The sequence below is a fragment of the Bifidobacterium sp. ESL0820 genome, assembly GCF_052606235.1.
Map to the genome: position 1 here is coordinate 272,310 of NZ_CP199594.1, position 15,106 is coordinate 287,415.

Sequence of the window (15,106 nt, forward strand, 5' to 3'; positions counted from 1 at the left end):
AGTTCAGAATGTATGTGGCGTTTCGCGTTGCCGAATCCTAGCGGAGTCCCCGGCAGGTCTGCGGCGCGAGAGACGAAGAGGGTTGTTTCTCTCGTCATCGGTTATCTGGGGCATTAAGACGCGTGGCAAAAATGTTGAATCGTGTACAATTTGCGAAGTCATTGCTGTGACATGAGTATATCTGCTTGGGCATTGAAAGAAGCCGGTCATTTAGGTCAAACTAGCCGAGCCTCAGTGTTGGTAATCGTGGCGAATAAAGATCGTGAGAACCGGAAGATATGGCGAGATTGTCTACACTGCATACCCGACAGCGATGCTTATAAGTGATAAGGCGTTTGGTAAACCAAGCATCGGAGCAATGGTATCCAAATCGCTGATGTTCCAAGAATACTTGCCGTTCAGCCTGTTGCTTACGTAAGATTGGGCTTTACGACCTATTTTGAAGGTTATTTGCATTTGAGTGATTCGCTTTTGCTTCATGGCAGAGCGCACATACTCAGAAATTGCTCTATCTGTTCGGCCAGGTTTAGTATCCATATCAGAAATTTATCACCTACAGGGTGAAACAGTTGGCTGATTTACAAAGTAACTCATATAAAGAATTTGTCGCGGGTCAAGGTAGTTTGATTAAATGAGCGCGTCTGTACTAATACCTTATTTGAGTTGTCGGCAAAGCGAGATGGTCATTCTTTATCGCTGGCGTCTGCCTAGCAAGAGTAGCGGATGACCTATATCGATTTGGCAGGGTGACGGGTTGGGATGAGTGTTTTATCCAATCAGCTGGCGTTTCAACAAAATGTACAGACAACAGTACTGCATAGCTTGCTGCCGCTGAATCCCGTCTTCTCCATACAAATACCGGAGAAAGAAGCTGTGCGCTGTCGGTACTTTCTATGAAGCTCGGATGTTCCGGCTAGTTCTTAACTTTGCTGCGCTCCAAGATGCGCTGTGCGTCCTCCATGATCTGAGAGGGAGTGAGGCCCATAGCTTTTCCTAACGATGCAAGCTGACTTACTTTTATCTCGCCTTTTGCTCCAAACAAACGATAGATGGCTTGTACGTTCATTCCTGTTTTCTTTGCTAGCTCGTCATACGTAATTCCGTTGACTGCTCTGGCAGCATGAAGAGCCTTGGCTGTTGCTTGATTAAAGTTCATGACCCATACAATACTATCGAAATTGAAGACTAGATCTGAATTGCTGACAGCTGTTAATTAAATGCGATTGGATAGAAGTGCTCAAAGATTTTTGACAATTTTACGGTATGGCATGGTGCCCACATATTGTATTGCGTTTGAAATCGCGTGAGGTGGCGCTGTGAAACTCAGTGCTTGCAGAATTGAGAGCGTAACTAGGCGATCGATATGTGTTTCCGTGACTTTGAAACTGTCTGTCAGAGAGCCGAGTCTCATGGTTATGCGGACCGTTATGAGCATTGATTGCAAACTGCGAGCAGGACAGTCGCCTTCGGTCAGGGCTCGGACTGGGCAACTTCTTACTAGTACTGTCAGGCATATTAGATGGGTGGGAGCGAGTTCTCTGGACGGCATAGGGCACAGGTACACTGTGCGTATCTCCTTCATTCACTATTGCGTGGTGGTGACGAAAGATAAAGAAATCAATGAGTAGAAAACTCTCAGTTACATATCTGGCCATGGGCGCGCATCTGGAAGCATCTTTCTTCCGGGTTAAGTGTAAACCGCTCGCTATAGAACGATCTAATACACTTGTGAAGATAAACGTGGATGTCCTTGTCGGAGCGGATGCCCTCATCAACACAGTGCGGCCGCCATGAACGAAAGAACATTCGGATAGCCGAACAGCGGGGCAATGGCCTCCACGTCATCTAGTCGCCATGTGGCTGCACCCATCAGATGCTTCGCAATATAAGACTGTGAACGGTTTGATGCAATAGCCATATCTGCTTGTGTGACACCTTTAGCTTTCATGGTATCTCTGAGATATGCGGTGAGTCGATCGTTGGATTGATGCTTACCGTTCCCCATGAATGTGAGTATACCCTGAAGCAGTCTGCAGAGGTAATTAAAAGAAGCTAGCGACAGTGATTCGCACATTATTACCAGGCAGTGTGTATGATCTCGGTATCCGAAGGCGCAGCTTATTCGTTTCGGCGGGCCGGGTTTTGACATTCGCAAAATGGGCCCTGGACTTCAAGCGCCCCAGTTCTGTCGTTGCGGGATAAGCAAACTCAAATTAACGAGGTGTAATTCAGTCTTCCGACTTGCCGCAGTCTCTGGTTACTGTTGCTTTTCTATTATCTTCTCCGTGTCTTCTATGATGCGGGCCAGTGAGACTTGCAGGGCTTGTGCGATCTTGGAGAGAAGCTCAACTGTAATGTCTTGTTTTGCACCAAACATGCGGTAGATAGTCTGGGTATTCAAGCCTCACTTTTCCACTAGTCCATCGTCAGACAGGTCTTTCAAGATTCTGCGTACCCGTAGCGCTTTGGACGAGCCTTGATTGCAGTTCGTGGTAAACATGATTCTTTCTGTATGGGTGGGGGCTGGCTCGCGATTATTTCATTGGATACCTCTGGCTTTATCAAGTAAGGCAAAGGCGTTAGGGAAGCCAAAGTACTTGGCCAGCGCATCAATGTCGTCCAAGGACCATGATTGCAGTCCAGAACAACGAGTTTGAACATAGGACTGTGATCTCCCGAGGACTCTCCCTAAGTCTGTTTGCTTGGCACATCTTGCTTTTGCCAACTGGTTTATGTAATCAGCAACGACCTTAGAGGCGCTACTCGTTCCAGGGAATTTCTGCTTCCTTGACATACGATAGATTATCGCATGTATACGCCTACATCGTGGCAACTGCCCTGTCAGTGCCCATAAAACAAGAGAGCATACGTTTTCGCAACTCGTTTTTCAAAGGATAAAGTCATATGGAGTAGAGACTGCTGTTCAGTTCGCCTTGTTGGAATCTGACAGTCCGCGAGCTTCGTCTATAATACTAAAGCCGTTTGTGTAACCGAAAAGGTGCGCAAGTGCATTCAGATCGTGCGTATCCCATGCGTCAAGACCTCTGATGCGTAGCGACACATAGGTTGGAGATTTGCTGATTTGCCTTGCTATATAGGCGTTCGACATCCGCCTTCTTGTCGCCAGGTCCTTGATTGATGCGGATATCAACTGTGAGAACGGGTCCATTTCGGGTAGCTCGCTATTCCTGACCATGCGACAAGAATAGCGCAATAGAGTTGGGCATCGGCCCTAGTGAGCTGTCTGTTGAGGAGGATATAGATTAGGTTGATTTGCTATAGATATCTGTCTTGCTATCTAAGAGGTACCGGTTCTTCGGGTTTCCGCTATATGTGGTGAGTTATCACAGCCTAATGATGAGGAACAGAGTTGTTGATAGGTGGGAAGTTTCAAGGATACTTGGGCTCATAAGTTGTCGGACAGTCTTTATAATTGAGCAGTCTGCTTAAAATAGTTATCTCAGAGCTGCTGGGAAAGTCAATGGGAAGCGAAGTATCTGGTTGGCTCGCATGAGACGAGCAGCGGCAAATGAGTTTATGCGGTTGGGTTCTTTCCTTCTTGCGAGGAAAGAACCCTACCTATAGATGTATCAAGAATGCCGAAGGTTAGTCTGTTTGAAGATCTCTCAGTAGCGAATCGGTGTCGGTGATGGTGATGAGGGGTGTGAACAGGGCCATCGTATCGATTGCTAGCTCGTGGTTTTCCGGCGTGGATCCGGCGCAGGCATCTGCTGCCAATCAAACGGCGATGCCTTGGTCTGCAGCAGCCAAGGCGGTCTGCAACACCGCACAGGGCTATCTTCTGGGATCCCTTTATTGCCGCCTGCAATTCCGGTCCCCACTTGCCGAAAGTGCTGAGCAAGACAATTGGATGCCCCTTGGCGAGCTCGGCGGTCTCTGGTGTGAGGTCATACATGGGATCGTCAGAGGGGACTTGGAATTTCGGCCATTCGTTCATGTACTCCACCCATGCACCCTTTGGCGGCTACAGCGCAATGTATCTGGTGTAAGGCGACGCGGTAGCTGTATGCCTTGGCGAGACGGGTGTAGTTCTTGTCTGTCTGATAGTAGGCCCCGTCGGAGCAGGCCCAACGGGACCACTCATTGTGGGCGAATGCCTCCTGGCGGTCAATCACCACCGGCCATTCATCATTGTTGATCATGATAATTTCTTTTCCTGTTGTGAAGTATGGAGCGTATCCCTCTGCACCCCCTTACGGTTTCAGTCGATGCTCTCCTGACGACGGATATCGCCCTTCTGGAACAGGAGCGTTCCAAGGAATCCGGCAGCCAGGGCTATGATGACACCCAGGTTTGCTGCCGCCCAGGTTCCGTCCTTGCCTCCGATGGGGCCCAGAAGGTATCCCTGCCAGTTGAGCCAGCTTGCTGAGGAGTTCACCACCAGTCCCCACCCAAGGAAGGTGGCGATGGCAAGGATGGCAAAAGCGATGATGTTCCATGAACCGTATCGTCCCTCAGATCGGTAGAGGTCTGTGGTGTCATAGTCCTTCCGGCGAATTGGTTGTATTTCGCGGCACTCGAGTGTCGAACAGAGAAGGTGAAGTCTGTTGTTGTGATGATCCCTCGACCTACGGAGCCACTGTAGATGAGGTGGAGCGAACCAGATTTTGTTCAAGCTTCTCCGGTCGTGCGCTCATCTTTAAAAAGTGCTAAAGCCTGGCAGAAGCTGCGTTTAGTTATCGTGGATAAACGCTAAGAAGCATTTACCCGGTTCTGAGAAGGCAGAGGATCTCCCTGCCTTATGGCTCGATGACCTGCTGATTGATGGCATTGAGAGCAAAGGGCATAAGTAAAGATAAGGGATGGATATGCGTGTGCATTTCTTGATATTTGGTGCGGGATCACGAGCTGGGCAGTGTTGCTGCTTTAGATGCCACCAACTAGTTTTCTGGAGCGGTTGCCTACGCCAAGTCGGCCCGAACCGTATCTGTATCCTGCAATTCTCTCCTTAACCGACTTTCAGGGAGGATACTCCGTTGTATTCTGAGGCATTCGAGCCTCTGGCACAGACGATGAAACGTGCTGCTGTGAAGCTCGATCAACCCAAAGAGCCTGTGTCAGTGAATAGAACAGTGCAGGTCCTGGTCGGAGTTTCTGGACACCATGGTGCTGAGCATCTGGTTGTCCACTTCGAAGCAGCTGTTGATTCCCGTCTGCTCCTCGGTCAATTCATGTTTGTTTTGAACTCTCTTATAGTTTTGCCTAATGCCGGTGTCATGACTTGGTATGTAAGCCACTTACCCATGAGTATCTACGGACCGGATCCGTCGAGTCTTACCGCGGAGCGGATGGCCGATTTCCAATCGTGAAGCACATCAGTTGACTTAATCCTTCGATGCCGTTCGTGGATCATGGGGAGTATGACCGGGTCTTGTCCCACTGGCTATACCTTCTTATCTTTGGATGGCCTAATTGCATGACAATACATAGGGCTTGGCAATCGGCAACGTGAGGCGAGCGTGATTGGTGTGGCGTTGATAACCCGTCTGAGGTGCTTATCCAGCCTGCATTTTGGTTGAGCCATGCTGATAATCCTTGAAAATGAGGGTGTCAAAGACTTTTGGCAGGGGAATTTTTGCTGGGTGAGGGGTTGGGTTGATAGCTTGAGGGGGTCGGACTTGCGCGGGTCACGATGATGCAAGCACATAGTCATCAACCAACATCGGTTAGCGAACGATGATCAGGGGAAGCGGGTGGCAGGGGTATGGAACTGGGCAATCAGATTCGCCGGTATCGCTCGGAGCGGGGCATGTCCCAGGATGATCTTGCGGGGAAGATATTTGTGTCCCGCCAGACCATATCCAACTGGGAGAACGACCGTACCTACCCGGACGTGCAGAACCTGCTCCTCCTGTCCAACCTCTTCGATGTGACCATCGACCAGCTGATCAAAGGAGATCTCGACATCATGGAGAAGAGCATTGATTCGGAAACCAAAAACCTTCGCCGACTCGGCTTGGTCTGTGGAATTCTCACAGTCTTCATGTTTTTGACCCTTATCGTCGGATTTGCTCTCTATATGAAGTTGAATAAGTCAGATGTGATTCTGTATGCCATGCTCACCATGGTTCTGATAACGGGCATTTTGGGTATCATAGCTGCCGCGTACATCGAGCAGATTAAAGCCCGCAATGACGTGCAGACCTATCGGGAGATCAAGGCCTTTCTGTCTGGCGAGGAAGTGGACCGCAGTAAACGAACCCGCTTTGAACGAAAGTGGCTCATGCCCGGAAATCGATACTACAGCCGGGCGTTCAAGTCCCATCCGATTGTGGGGCCGGTCATCTATTTCTGTGTGACTTCTGCCGTTGGATTTTCTCTGGGTGCAGGTATCGTCTGGATTCTGATTCATATCTTTGGCATGACCTGACTTGCATAGGAAAAGCAGATCGCACCTTTACTGCAGGACAGGTCATCTCACATTTTGGTTTTATTCACTGCCTATGGCTTCATGAGGGGATGTCCGTTTCAGCAGTAAAATCCTCTGCACAGAGATAAGAGGTTGAAACCCACTCGGTCACATTTTCGGCGCATTACTTATGTAAGTCCCCCCCCCCCCCCCCCGTAACTTGGGGCGGACTAAAACCAGGCCACCTGGGCTAACGTCTCAGGCATCAGGCTGATTACCGTCAGAAAATGGAATTAACCCTCAGTTTTCGCGCCACCCGGGAAATCCATCCGACTCTTCTTGGAGGACGCCGTCTACCGCATCGCACAAAAGTTTGCCAGAAACTGGCCGGACGGGATTATCAAGATACCGATCAGGCCAATAAAGTCGGAAAGGTGCCTGAACCGGTCCCACTGATCTATGACGCATTCGCGAGGAATAGGGCAACTCACCAGTCGGTTAGTCCAAAGAAACCCCCAGTTATCAACGACTACGGTAAATTGAAAACCATTACAGAAACTATCGCCCTGCGTTTGGCCCAAGACTATCCTATACAGCTTCGTCTATGCGCAGCGGTAGGCGCGATGGGAAGCTATCGTGCATTCCTATGCTGGTCCTGGACGGAATACCTATCGCGCTGGGAGGCATTGTAAATACGTCCTTTTACGATCAGCGCCGTGACGGATTAGATTGGTACTGAGGATGTGAGTATGAGAATCTAAGGTTACGACTACGAAGATTTTGGCGCCGCGTTGAATCGTCACATGCATATAAGAGCACGGCCGGCACGCCAGAAAGACTGGCTGTTCAACCTTTTTCAAGTTCCACTTGTTCGCTGCAGATCATCGGATCCCGGAAAACCAAGAAGGCTGAAATAGAGGCGGATGTTGCCTTGAAATGCGTCGGGGCAACGATACGCTCTTCCAACGGCTGGCCACCAAGCACCTTTGATTCAAACCGCAGCTGTGGTGGCACAGCAGCAAAACGAAGCGCAATAGCCTTGTGCGTTTGGGTTGCTTAAGTCAATTCACTTGTTCAAGTCTGCAGGGGTATGCCAAGTAAGGAACATACTTGCCTCTATTGGTTGCATGCTTCCCTGTGCGTTCTATGTGACAAGCTGCTAAGAGCATAAGGGGGATTGGGAGATAATCAGACGTTCCGTGTAGAATTATAGCTAAGGAAAGGAGATGAGATTCATGGTGGCTGAAATGAGTTCACGGGATGAGACGGTTGATTTGTATGACACCGTGTTTCACTATAACGCTCCTACCGATGTTGTAGCTGATGCTTTCCTATCGCTTGCTGAGCGCGATGCAATAACTGACGTGACCCAGATGAAGCTTAATAAGCTCATGTATTTGGCCCAGGCCCAGTATCTCGCGGCGACCAACCACCGACTGTTCAGAGAACGGTTGGAGGCCTACAGGCATGGGCCCATAGTGCCGAGCTTACGGTACCGTTTTTCCGCTTGGAAGGATCGTTCTTTGACAGAGGCTCCTTTCGATGAGCATGCCTTGGACCAAGTTCCGCAGGACATGAGGTCGTTCATCGAGCAGGTCTGGGACAAGTACAAGGGTTATACCGCTTCACAGTTGCGTGACATGTCGCATAAAGATCCTGCCTGGAAGTCGGTTTATCGGCCAAATGCTCAGCATCTTGTCATGGATGACAAGCAGATTGCGCAGACGGTCATCAACGCCCCGTGGCAGGAGCGGATCAGTAATCCCAATGTGGTGCTCGTCAACAATGACATGATGAACAGCATCAACTGGGATAAACGTGTCGCTGATGCGGTGGCCCGCACGAAAGCAAAGCTGAGCGTCTGACAAAACATGTGCATCCTAAAGAGAGCTCTATGGGATGAAGTGCGGCATCCGCGTCCGGGTGACCCATTGAAAAGCTTCTCTTGTGGTTTGCCGGATGTTGATCATGTGATCCACCGCAAAGGATTTGGTGCCTGGAAAAAAGAGAAGAGCACCCCGTATATTTGTCTGGATTCGCAGACAGGGGATATACAGGGTGTCTTTGTCTTGAAAACAATCGGGGTAAGCGAACACGATATCCATATCAACCCGGCCGACGACCAAGCCCAAGAACCAGCTACTCAGGCGATTACTGATACGTTGACGAATAAAAGTGGTTTGTATTCGGGGATCCTGCTATGTCAATTGGGGCTCTCACAGAAGGTCGTCCGCCATCAAAAGCAGGGCACGCTGCTGCTACTCCAGGCCATGAAAGCCGCGGTAGCCGCCCATCTGCAGTCAGCTGTGGATTTCTTCATTGTTGATGCTGCGACGCCGGAACTTGTTGACTTTTACCTTGATGCCTCAAGTGGTCTCCTCTTGCCGACGGACAATCTTCGTCTCATGGCTCCTATGGTGGGAATCCGCAATTATTTAAAAGGTTTGAATATCGTGAAGTAGCTAGATCTCAGGAGGTAACTCCAGACAGGTTCCCAAAAGGTATAAACCTCTTGGAAGCTACACTTCTTTCGAAAGACGTTGTAAGAAGGCCGGCATGGCCTTGATGTCGTAAACGATTGTCCGTAATGGGGAACTCGGCTGTGCGTCACGTTGCGCAAACACGAGGACGGGTATCAAGGCGATAGCTGCGCAGATCTTCGAGCTGAAGAAGATCTAGTTCCAGGCGGCGATACTCGTAATGAATGATTCTGCTGCAAACCCGATGGCTATGGCTGAGGATAAGGCCGGTATTACTATGCCCTGACCTTGCCTATGTTCTCTTTGGAGAAAGTGTTCCTTGATGCAGGTGCACACATGGGAAATGAACATAGCCGCTCTCAAATCGGCTAGTGACCGAAATGTGCAGAACATGGTCACAGTACCGGCAGCTCAGCAGAGAAAGGTTGCCAAGATAAAGATGCCCAGCCCGATCATGATTATCGGCTTGCGTAATGCACATTCTGAAAACGGAGCAATAATAGGGGCGCCCACCGTTTCGAATACAGCAATGAATAATTTAACTACCGGGGGCTTCTGCGGTCATTTTAGACAAGCAATGATGTCTTCTCTCCAGTAATCAGAAAACGCCGCAACAATATTTTCAAATAGATGAAAATATAGAGAATCCTGCCATTGATTCGCATGGGAAACGCAGGGATCTCCCCGTCTGCCATGGCGTCGTTAAGAACTCCGAAGGAAATTGTTTTAAGATCTTTGGCTATATATCTAAAACCTCAACACTCTTATAGGTAGACACATCTGACCCTATCTTTTGAGCAATGTTGTTTGATAACTGCGATTTCAGCTGATCGAGTGATTCATATACAGACATCTTCCGAATAACATCTTCTGGAAAATCTATGTACCAATTGCTTGGATCCTCGCGTAGTTGAGTGGCGTGCTCGGCAATCATCGACCAGTCGGTGAAAATTCGTTCGTACAAAACATAGCTCTTCTTCTTTGTTGGGAATATCTCCGTAATGTGCCTTTTCCTAGAAGCCCTATCACTGGATTTAAAAATTCTTTTACCTTCGAATCTTTTTATGATCTCTCGGCCATTGGATGAAACTTTCAGTTCTATATCTTTGTTTCCTGACTCTTTCTCTTTCTCAGAATCAATGAAAAGTCGTAGACCTAGCACAACATCCGCTGAGAGACTGTCTGCATACTTCGCGGCTTCCGTCAAAAGAGGTAAATCTTGCTCTGAGGCATAAATTATTTTGCAACCTGCGTATAAGTATACTCATCTTAAGAGGTAGGTTGCTGCTTCTTAAGATCAACCAGTGTTCGATACGGTTGGCTCGCTTGACTCATCAATAAGCTGCGTTAACAGCTCTGCTGTAGGCTGCACTCGAATATTTGGACGCAACAGCCAACGGTTCTGATACTGATATATTTCAATCACCATAGGTGGTACTCTTTTCGAAGAGTGTCTGGCAGGTTTGGCCGCTCAATGCAATGAAACTTTAACGAACCGCTGTACCTACCATAAAGGGTGGCACCAATGAATGCTGCTATAGAACTTGGCAATCTGGTTAAAGAGTATGAAACGCCGGCAGGGGTTATTAAGGCGCTGGATCACCTTGATCTGATGGTCCCTGAAGGGGGCATCTTTGGTCTGCTGGGTCCTAACGGTGCTGGAAAATCAACAACGCTCGAAATAGCTGTCGGCTTGAGAAAACCGACTTCCGGAACTGTCAAAGTATTCGATAGGAATCCGCAGACTGATTCGCAGTGGGTTCATCGGCGGGTGAGTATTCAACCCCAGGAGTCCACTATCTTTCCCCAGGAAAGAGTGGGGGAGATACTGTCATTTTGGGCCAGTCTTTATGATCACCCACGTGATGTGGATCAAGTCGCAAAATGGATGGGCTTGGACGAATTGCTGCTCCGTAAAGTAGCGAAATTATCAGGTGGACAAAAACAGCGTCTGAACGTTGGTTTATCCATCATCGGGCGGACGAAATTAGCCATACTTGACGAACCTTCCACTGGTCTTGATGTAATGGCTCGAGACGACCTTTGGAAGGTGCTTAGGTTTCTGGCTGATGAAGGTACGACGATTGTCTTATCGACACATGCTCTAGATGAAGCGCGAGTTCTGTGCCATGAAGTAGCGGTGATAGATCATGGTCGGTCTGTAGCCCAAGGCAGCCCGGAGGAGCTCATAAGGAAATATGCCAAGGGGACGTTAATATCCTGCCGAGTAACGCCAGATGGAATATCGGACCTTGTGAGCGTGCTTCGAACTTTTGGCGAACCGGAAGTCGTTGATAAGACAACCATCTCAATACGCGCCGACGATACGGATCCTGTTATTGCTGTGCTGTCGAGCAATCCTGCGGTTTCCCAATTACGTATGAACGAACCAAGCCTTTATGACGCCTTCGTGAAGTTGACCGGGCATGATTTTGAATAATTGATGATACTCATTTTTGTTAGGACTCCAGATGATAGAAAAAAGGCACCTTCGTCCCTTGTTGGCGCTGCAGACTCGTGAACTAGTCAGGAACACTTCGTACTTTATTTTTGTCATAATTTTCCCTTTTGCCATGGCGGGAATGTTCCTTCTCATGTCCGAGATGATGAAAGGACAGGCTGATACTCCCGACTTCAGCCCATTCGTTATGCCCATGGCGCTCTTTCTGGCAGTGACCGGTACAGCTTTGACCATGACCGCAGGTCCTTTGGCCGAGGTCAGGCAATCAGGTGCTCTTCGGGTACTTTCAACAACACCGATTCGAAAAACAGACTATTTGATGACCTATCTGGCGGTAAGGCTCATTATGGCGACCCTGCAGATCCTTGTCATAGTAGGCGCTTCGGTATTGCTGAATCTGCTTCCGTTTAGGGATGTAGGTCGAGTTTTTGTCGTGTCCTTATTGGGCCTGGTCATGTTCCTTGCCTTGGGGTATTTAATGGGTGGCTGGCTTTCGTCACCGCAGTTGGCAACCAACTTGGGAGCTCTCGTGCAGCTGTTGGCGTTGTTTTTGAGCGGCCTGGCCATACCCTTCGCCATCCTTCCGGATTGGTTGACGAATGTTATCAGATGGATTCCGTCGACTCTCTTTGGAGATCTCATTTTCTGGGCATCAAAAAATCCTCTGCAGCAAACGGGTGCCATGCTTTCAACTTCCATCGTGCTTGCTGTTACTGCGGTTCTTGTATTTTTGGCGGTTCGTGGTTTCAAATGGGATGTGGAGTGAGTTTGGAACCCGAAGTGTCATTGATTAAATATGTTTGAAAGTTGAAATATTCAAGCAAGTTGTAAGTAATTCGTGCCACCAGCCATAGGACGGTTGGAGGGCCAAACGCGGTTTTTCTCTTGGTTGTTTGTCCATGTCTGGGACTGCAACACCATACTCTGTTGATTTGATTTAGCTCGTCCATGCTACCCTCAGCTCCTGCGGTTATTTCTCCTGATATGAATCTGATCTTGCCGTCAGCCGGGCGGCGGGGGCCGCTATCATGAGAGCCGGAACAGGATCGAGCGGGTCCTTCGGATTGGGGCCCGATGAAGGAATGCATACATGGCGGATATGGTTGACAATCACAATGACGACGAAGGCCCGGACCTGGGCAGGACCTACCACAGCGGTCCGGTCATTATGCGCGGGCCCATGATTCCTGAGGCGGACGCCAATGCTGGTTTGCTCTCATCGGGCGGTGACACGGACTGGCTGCATATGGATCCCTGGCGGGTGTTGCGCATCCAGGCTGAGTTCGTCGACGGGTTCGGCGCGCTGGCGGAGCTGGGGCCGGCAGCTGCAATCTTTGGATCAGCCCGGACCGGCCGCGATGATCCTAACTACGCTGCTGCACGCAAGATGGGCGGCGACCTGGCCAAGGCCGGCATGGCGGTCATCACCGGGGGAGGGCCTGGCATCATGGAGGCGGCCAACAAGGGCGCTGCTGAGGTCGGCGGCAAGTCGGTCGGTCTGGGCATCGAATTGCCCATGGAGCAGGGGCTCAACCGCTGGGTGAATCTGGGCATCACCTTCCGCTACTTCTTCGTGCGCAAGATGATGTTCATGAAATACTCCTCGGGCATCATCGTCTGCCCCGGCGGGTTCGGCACCCTGGATGAGATGTTCGAGGTGCTGACCCTGGTCCAAACCCATAAGGCACCCAGCATGCCCATAGTCCTCTTCGACAGGGCCTACTGGCAGGGTCTCTTTGACTGGATTTCGGACACGGTGAGGCAGCGGGGCATGATCTCAGATCTGGACCCCGATCTGGTCATCCGCACTGATGATCCCGATGAGGCTGTGCAGGCCATTCTGCGTCACCGTGCCTGAATAAGCAGGCGGACAGTAGTCAGCGGGCGCGGGTAGCCATGATCATGCCCGTGCCGATGGGCAGCAGGCAGGATTCCCAGGCATTGTCTTTGCTCATGGCCTCCATGATGGTGCGCAAGGTGGTCGTTTTGGCGGATCTATTGGCCGGGTTGAGCACGCCGCCCTTGTCCGGTTCCTCCAGCAGATCGAAGGCATCCGTGAAGATCAGCTGTCCCCGGTCCTTGAGCAGGCGCGGAGCCTGGTCCATAACCTGCTGGTAGTTGTCCCCATTGCCTGAAACGACGATAAGGTCGTAGTCGCTGGGGTTGAGCCTGGGGAAGTAGGTTCGGGCAGCCGCGTTGACCGCCCGCAGCCTCATGCTTGGATGGACTTTCTCCATGCCCGCGAAAATTTTCTTGACCAGCGAGGTGCCTTGGGCTGTGGAGTCAACGGCGGTGAACTGGCCATGACCGTGCAGGCCCGTCATCAGGCGCAGGGCTTCGACCACAGAGCCGTTGCCCACCAGGATGATGGAAGCTGGAGCGTTCCGGCCGGCCAGGAACTGCAGGAAGGCACCTTGAGACCGGGAACATTGGGCGAATCCGGCCTCCGAAGCCTTGTCTCGCAAGGTCTGCAACTTGTCGGATTCGACGTTCAGAGCGCTTGCCTCGGCGAATTCCCATCCTCTGGCGATGTTGTTGTACGAGGTTTTGTCCATGCTAACCATGGTAACGACTAGAGGGCACAAGCCTGTCGCCGGCTCTTGCTGACCTGTGTGCGCAGGAGTCTGACTACTCCTTGACGGCTTCGACCAGCTTCCACATCTCTTCGCCCACGTCGATCCCTCTGGGGCAGGGTCGGGTGCAGGCCCGTATGGACTGGCATGCCTGGATTCCGTCCACCTGGTCGATGGCCTCAAGTCGTTCCTGGCGATGGCTGTCGCGCGAATCGTTGATGAATCGAGCCGCTGCGATCATGGCTGCCGGGCCGGCAAAGGCCTCACCGCCCGCATAAATGGGGCAGGCCCCCTGGCAGAGTCCGCAGGCGATGCAGGTGCTGAGCAGTTCATACCGGGCCAGCTCTTCCGGGGTTTGCCGGTATTCCGACGATGGCTTTGTGTCGGCCGCCTTTGCCTGGGCCGCTTGGTTGCTATCAGCCGAGGAATCATCATGGAGCAGATACGGCTTGAAGCGTTGAATCTGCTCAAACATGGCATCGGTGTCCACTATCAGGTCCCTGAGCGGGGTGAAGCCGGGAAGCGGGCGGATCTCCACTGCTGAAGATTCTGCAATGTTTGAAGTTTTTGTAAGGTGCGTGGCATCTATAAGGCCTGTAGCTTCTGAAAGTTCTGCAGGGCCTGCTGTGCCCACAGGATCCGTAGCCGAGAAGTCTGAGGCCGTTGAGTCTGAGACCGAATCCGGATGCGATGCCGACGGGGGTATGGCCGTTTTGGGTGTCGCTGTGCCGGTGCGACGGAAGGCTGGAGACTGTTGGACCTGCGGAGTTCCATTAATTACACCGGGTGAGGCGTAGGCGTTCGGCATGGTCTCGGATGCAGACAGGCAGTCGGCGATGGTAGCCGTGCAGAGCAGATCCGGGCGGCCGTTGATGAGCACGGCATCCGACCCACACATGCCATGGCCACAGGAGTACCGGAAGTTCAGTGTGGGATCCACCTCTCGCTTGATCTGCAGAAGGGCATCCAGAACGGTGCGCTGTGGGGCGATACGAATCCTGTACTCCTGCGTCCAACGGCGGCCGCGGGCCCGTCGACTGCCTGTTGTGGCGAAAGGATTGCTTTTGGCGAATGGGCTGGTTCGTGCCGGACGCTCTGATTGAGGTCGTGGGGTAAACCGGGCTATTCGGAAGGTCACCGGGCGGGGATCGCGGTCCGATGCGGATGCCTTGGATCCGTCTGATTCCGTGGACTGTGATGTCACGGTTGCTCCTGTCCTTGT

Annotated in this window: 15 protein-coding genes; 6 read left to right on the plus strand and 9 right to left on the minus strand. The window is 51.1% G+C overall.

The genetic code is table 11. From position 1 onward, the window contains the following. Window positions 1-291: 291 nt before the first annotated feature. The 6 genes from ACUIAH_RS01155 to ACUIAH_RS01180 form a co-directional block, all read right to left on the minus strand. A complete protein-coding gene (locus ACUIAH_RS01155) occupies window positions 292-537 on the minus strand; it encodes a hypothetical protein (protein ID WP_445341115.1) in 246 nt (81 codons plus the stop codon). A gap of 376 nt (window positions 538-913) precedes the next feature. After that, on the minus strand, window positions 914-1,156 hold the full coding sequence (locus ACUIAH_RS01160; RefSeq protein WP_445341116.1) for a helix-turn-helix domain-containing protein: 243 nt from the start codon (window positions 1,154-1,156) through the stop codon (window positions 914-916). Between the two features lie 615 nt (window positions 1,157-1,771). Continuing rightward, window positions 1,772-2,005 (minus strand): helix-turn-helix domain-containing protein, encoded by a 234-nt coding sequence (locus ACUIAH_RS01165; RefSeq protein ID WP_445341117.1) that lies wholly within the window; start codon window positions 2,003-2,005, stop codon window positions 1,772-1,774. Between the two features lie 534 nt (window positions 2,006-2,539). Next, window positions 2,540-2,794 carry a helix-turn-helix domain-containing protein gene (locus tag ACUIAH_RS01170; RefSeq protein WP_445341118.1) on the minus strand — a complete coding sequence of 85 codons (255 nt, stop codon included), beginning with the start codon at window positions 2,792-2,794 and terminating at the stop codon, window positions 2,540-2,542. A 1,129-nt stretch (window positions 2,795-3,923) separates the two neighbouring features. After that, complete coding sequence (locus ACUIAH_RS01175; RefSeq protein WP_445341119.1) at window positions 3,924-4,163, minus strand: hypothetical protein; 240 nt, start codon at window positions 4,161-4,163, stop codon at window positions 3,924-3,926. A 59-nt stretch (window positions 4,164-4,222) separates the two neighbouring features. Further along, window positions 4,223-4,399 (minus strand): hypothetical protein, encoded by a 177-nt coding sequence (locus ACUIAH_RS01180; protein WP_390458303.1) that lies wholly within the window; start codon window positions 4,397-4,399, stop codon window positions 4,223-4,225. Window positions 4,400-5,725: 1,326 nt separating this feature from the next. Here ACUIAH_RS01180 and ACUIAH_RS01185 point away from each other — a divergent pair. The 3 genes from ACUIAH_RS01185 to ACUIAH_RS01195 all read left to right on the plus strand — a co-directional run bounded on the left by ACUIAH_RS01185 (window position 5,726) and on the right by ACUIAH_RS01195 (window position 8,832). Continuing rightward, window positions 5,726-6,391 (plus strand): helix-turn-helix transcriptional regulator, encoded by a 666-nt coding sequence (locus ACUIAH_RS01185; RefSeq protein WP_445341120.1) that lies wholly within the window; start codon window positions 5,726-5,728, stop codon window positions 6,389-6,391. 1,214 nt (window positions 6,392-7,605) lie between these two features. Further along, a complete protein-coding gene (locus ACUIAH_RS01190; protein ID WP_445341121.1) occupies window positions 7,606-8,235 on the plus strand; it encodes a Panacea domain-containing protein in 630 nt (209 codons plus the stop codon). Window positions 8,236-8,274: 39 nt separating this feature from the next. Then, a complete protein-coding gene (locus ACUIAH_RS01195) occupies window positions 8,275-8,832 on the plus strand; it encodes a hypothetical protein (protein WP_445341122.1) in 558 nt (185 codons plus the stop codon). 757 nt (window positions 8,833-9,589) lie between these two features. On the opposite strand, the gene ACUIAH_RS01200 is transcribed toward ACUIAH_RS01195, so the two are convergent. After that, on the minus strand, window positions 9,590-10,057 hold the full coding sequence (locus ACUIAH_RS01200) for an EXLDI protein (protein WP_445341123.1): 468 nt from the start codon (window positions 10,055-10,057) through the stop codon (window positions 9,590-9,592). Window positions 10,058-10,375: 318 nt separating this feature from the next. On the opposite strand from ACUIAH_RS01200, the gene ACUIAH_RS01205 reads away from it, so the two are divergent. From ACUIAH_RS01205 to ACUIAH_RS01215, 3 genes are all read left to right on the plus strand, one after another. Continuing rightward, a complete protein-coding gene (locus tag ACUIAH_RS01205; protein ID WP_445341124.1) occupies window positions 10,376-11,290 on the plus strand; it encodes an ABC transporter ATP-binding protein in 915 nt (304 codons plus the stop codon). A gap of 31 nt (window positions 11,291-11,321) precedes the next feature. Further along, window positions 11,322-12,077: an ABC transporter permease gene (locus ACUIAH_RS01210; protein WP_445341125.1), complete on the plus strand. Its 756-nt coding sequence runs from the start codon at window positions 11,322-11,324 to the stop codon at window positions 12,075-12,077. Between the two features lie 324 nt (window positions 12,078-12,401). Next, window positions 12,402-13,169, plus strand: coding sequence for an LOG family protein (locus ACUIAH_RS01215; protein ID WP_445341126.1), 768 nt, complete (start codon window positions 12,402-12,404; stop codon window positions 13,167-13,169). Window positions 13,170-13,188: 19 nt separating this feature from the next. Here the strand turns inward: ACUIAH_RS01215 and ACUIAH_RS01220 are convergent, their stop codons facing one another. Both ACUIAH_RS01220 and ACUIAH_RS01225 read right to left on the minus strand, forming a co-directional pair. Then, entirely contained in the window at window positions 13,189-13,866 is a 678-nt protein-coding gene (locus ACUIAH_RS01220; protein WP_445341127.1) for an O-methyltransferase, read from the minus strand. A gap of 73 nt (window positions 13,867-13,939) precedes the next feature. Further along, entirely contained in the window at window positions 13,940-15,088 is a 1,149-nt protein-coding gene (locus tag ACUIAH_RS01225; RefSeq protein ID WP_445341128.1) for a succinate dehydrogenase/fumarate reductase iron-sulfur subunit, read from the minus strand. Between the last annotated feature and the right edge of the window lie 18 nt (window positions 15,089-15,106).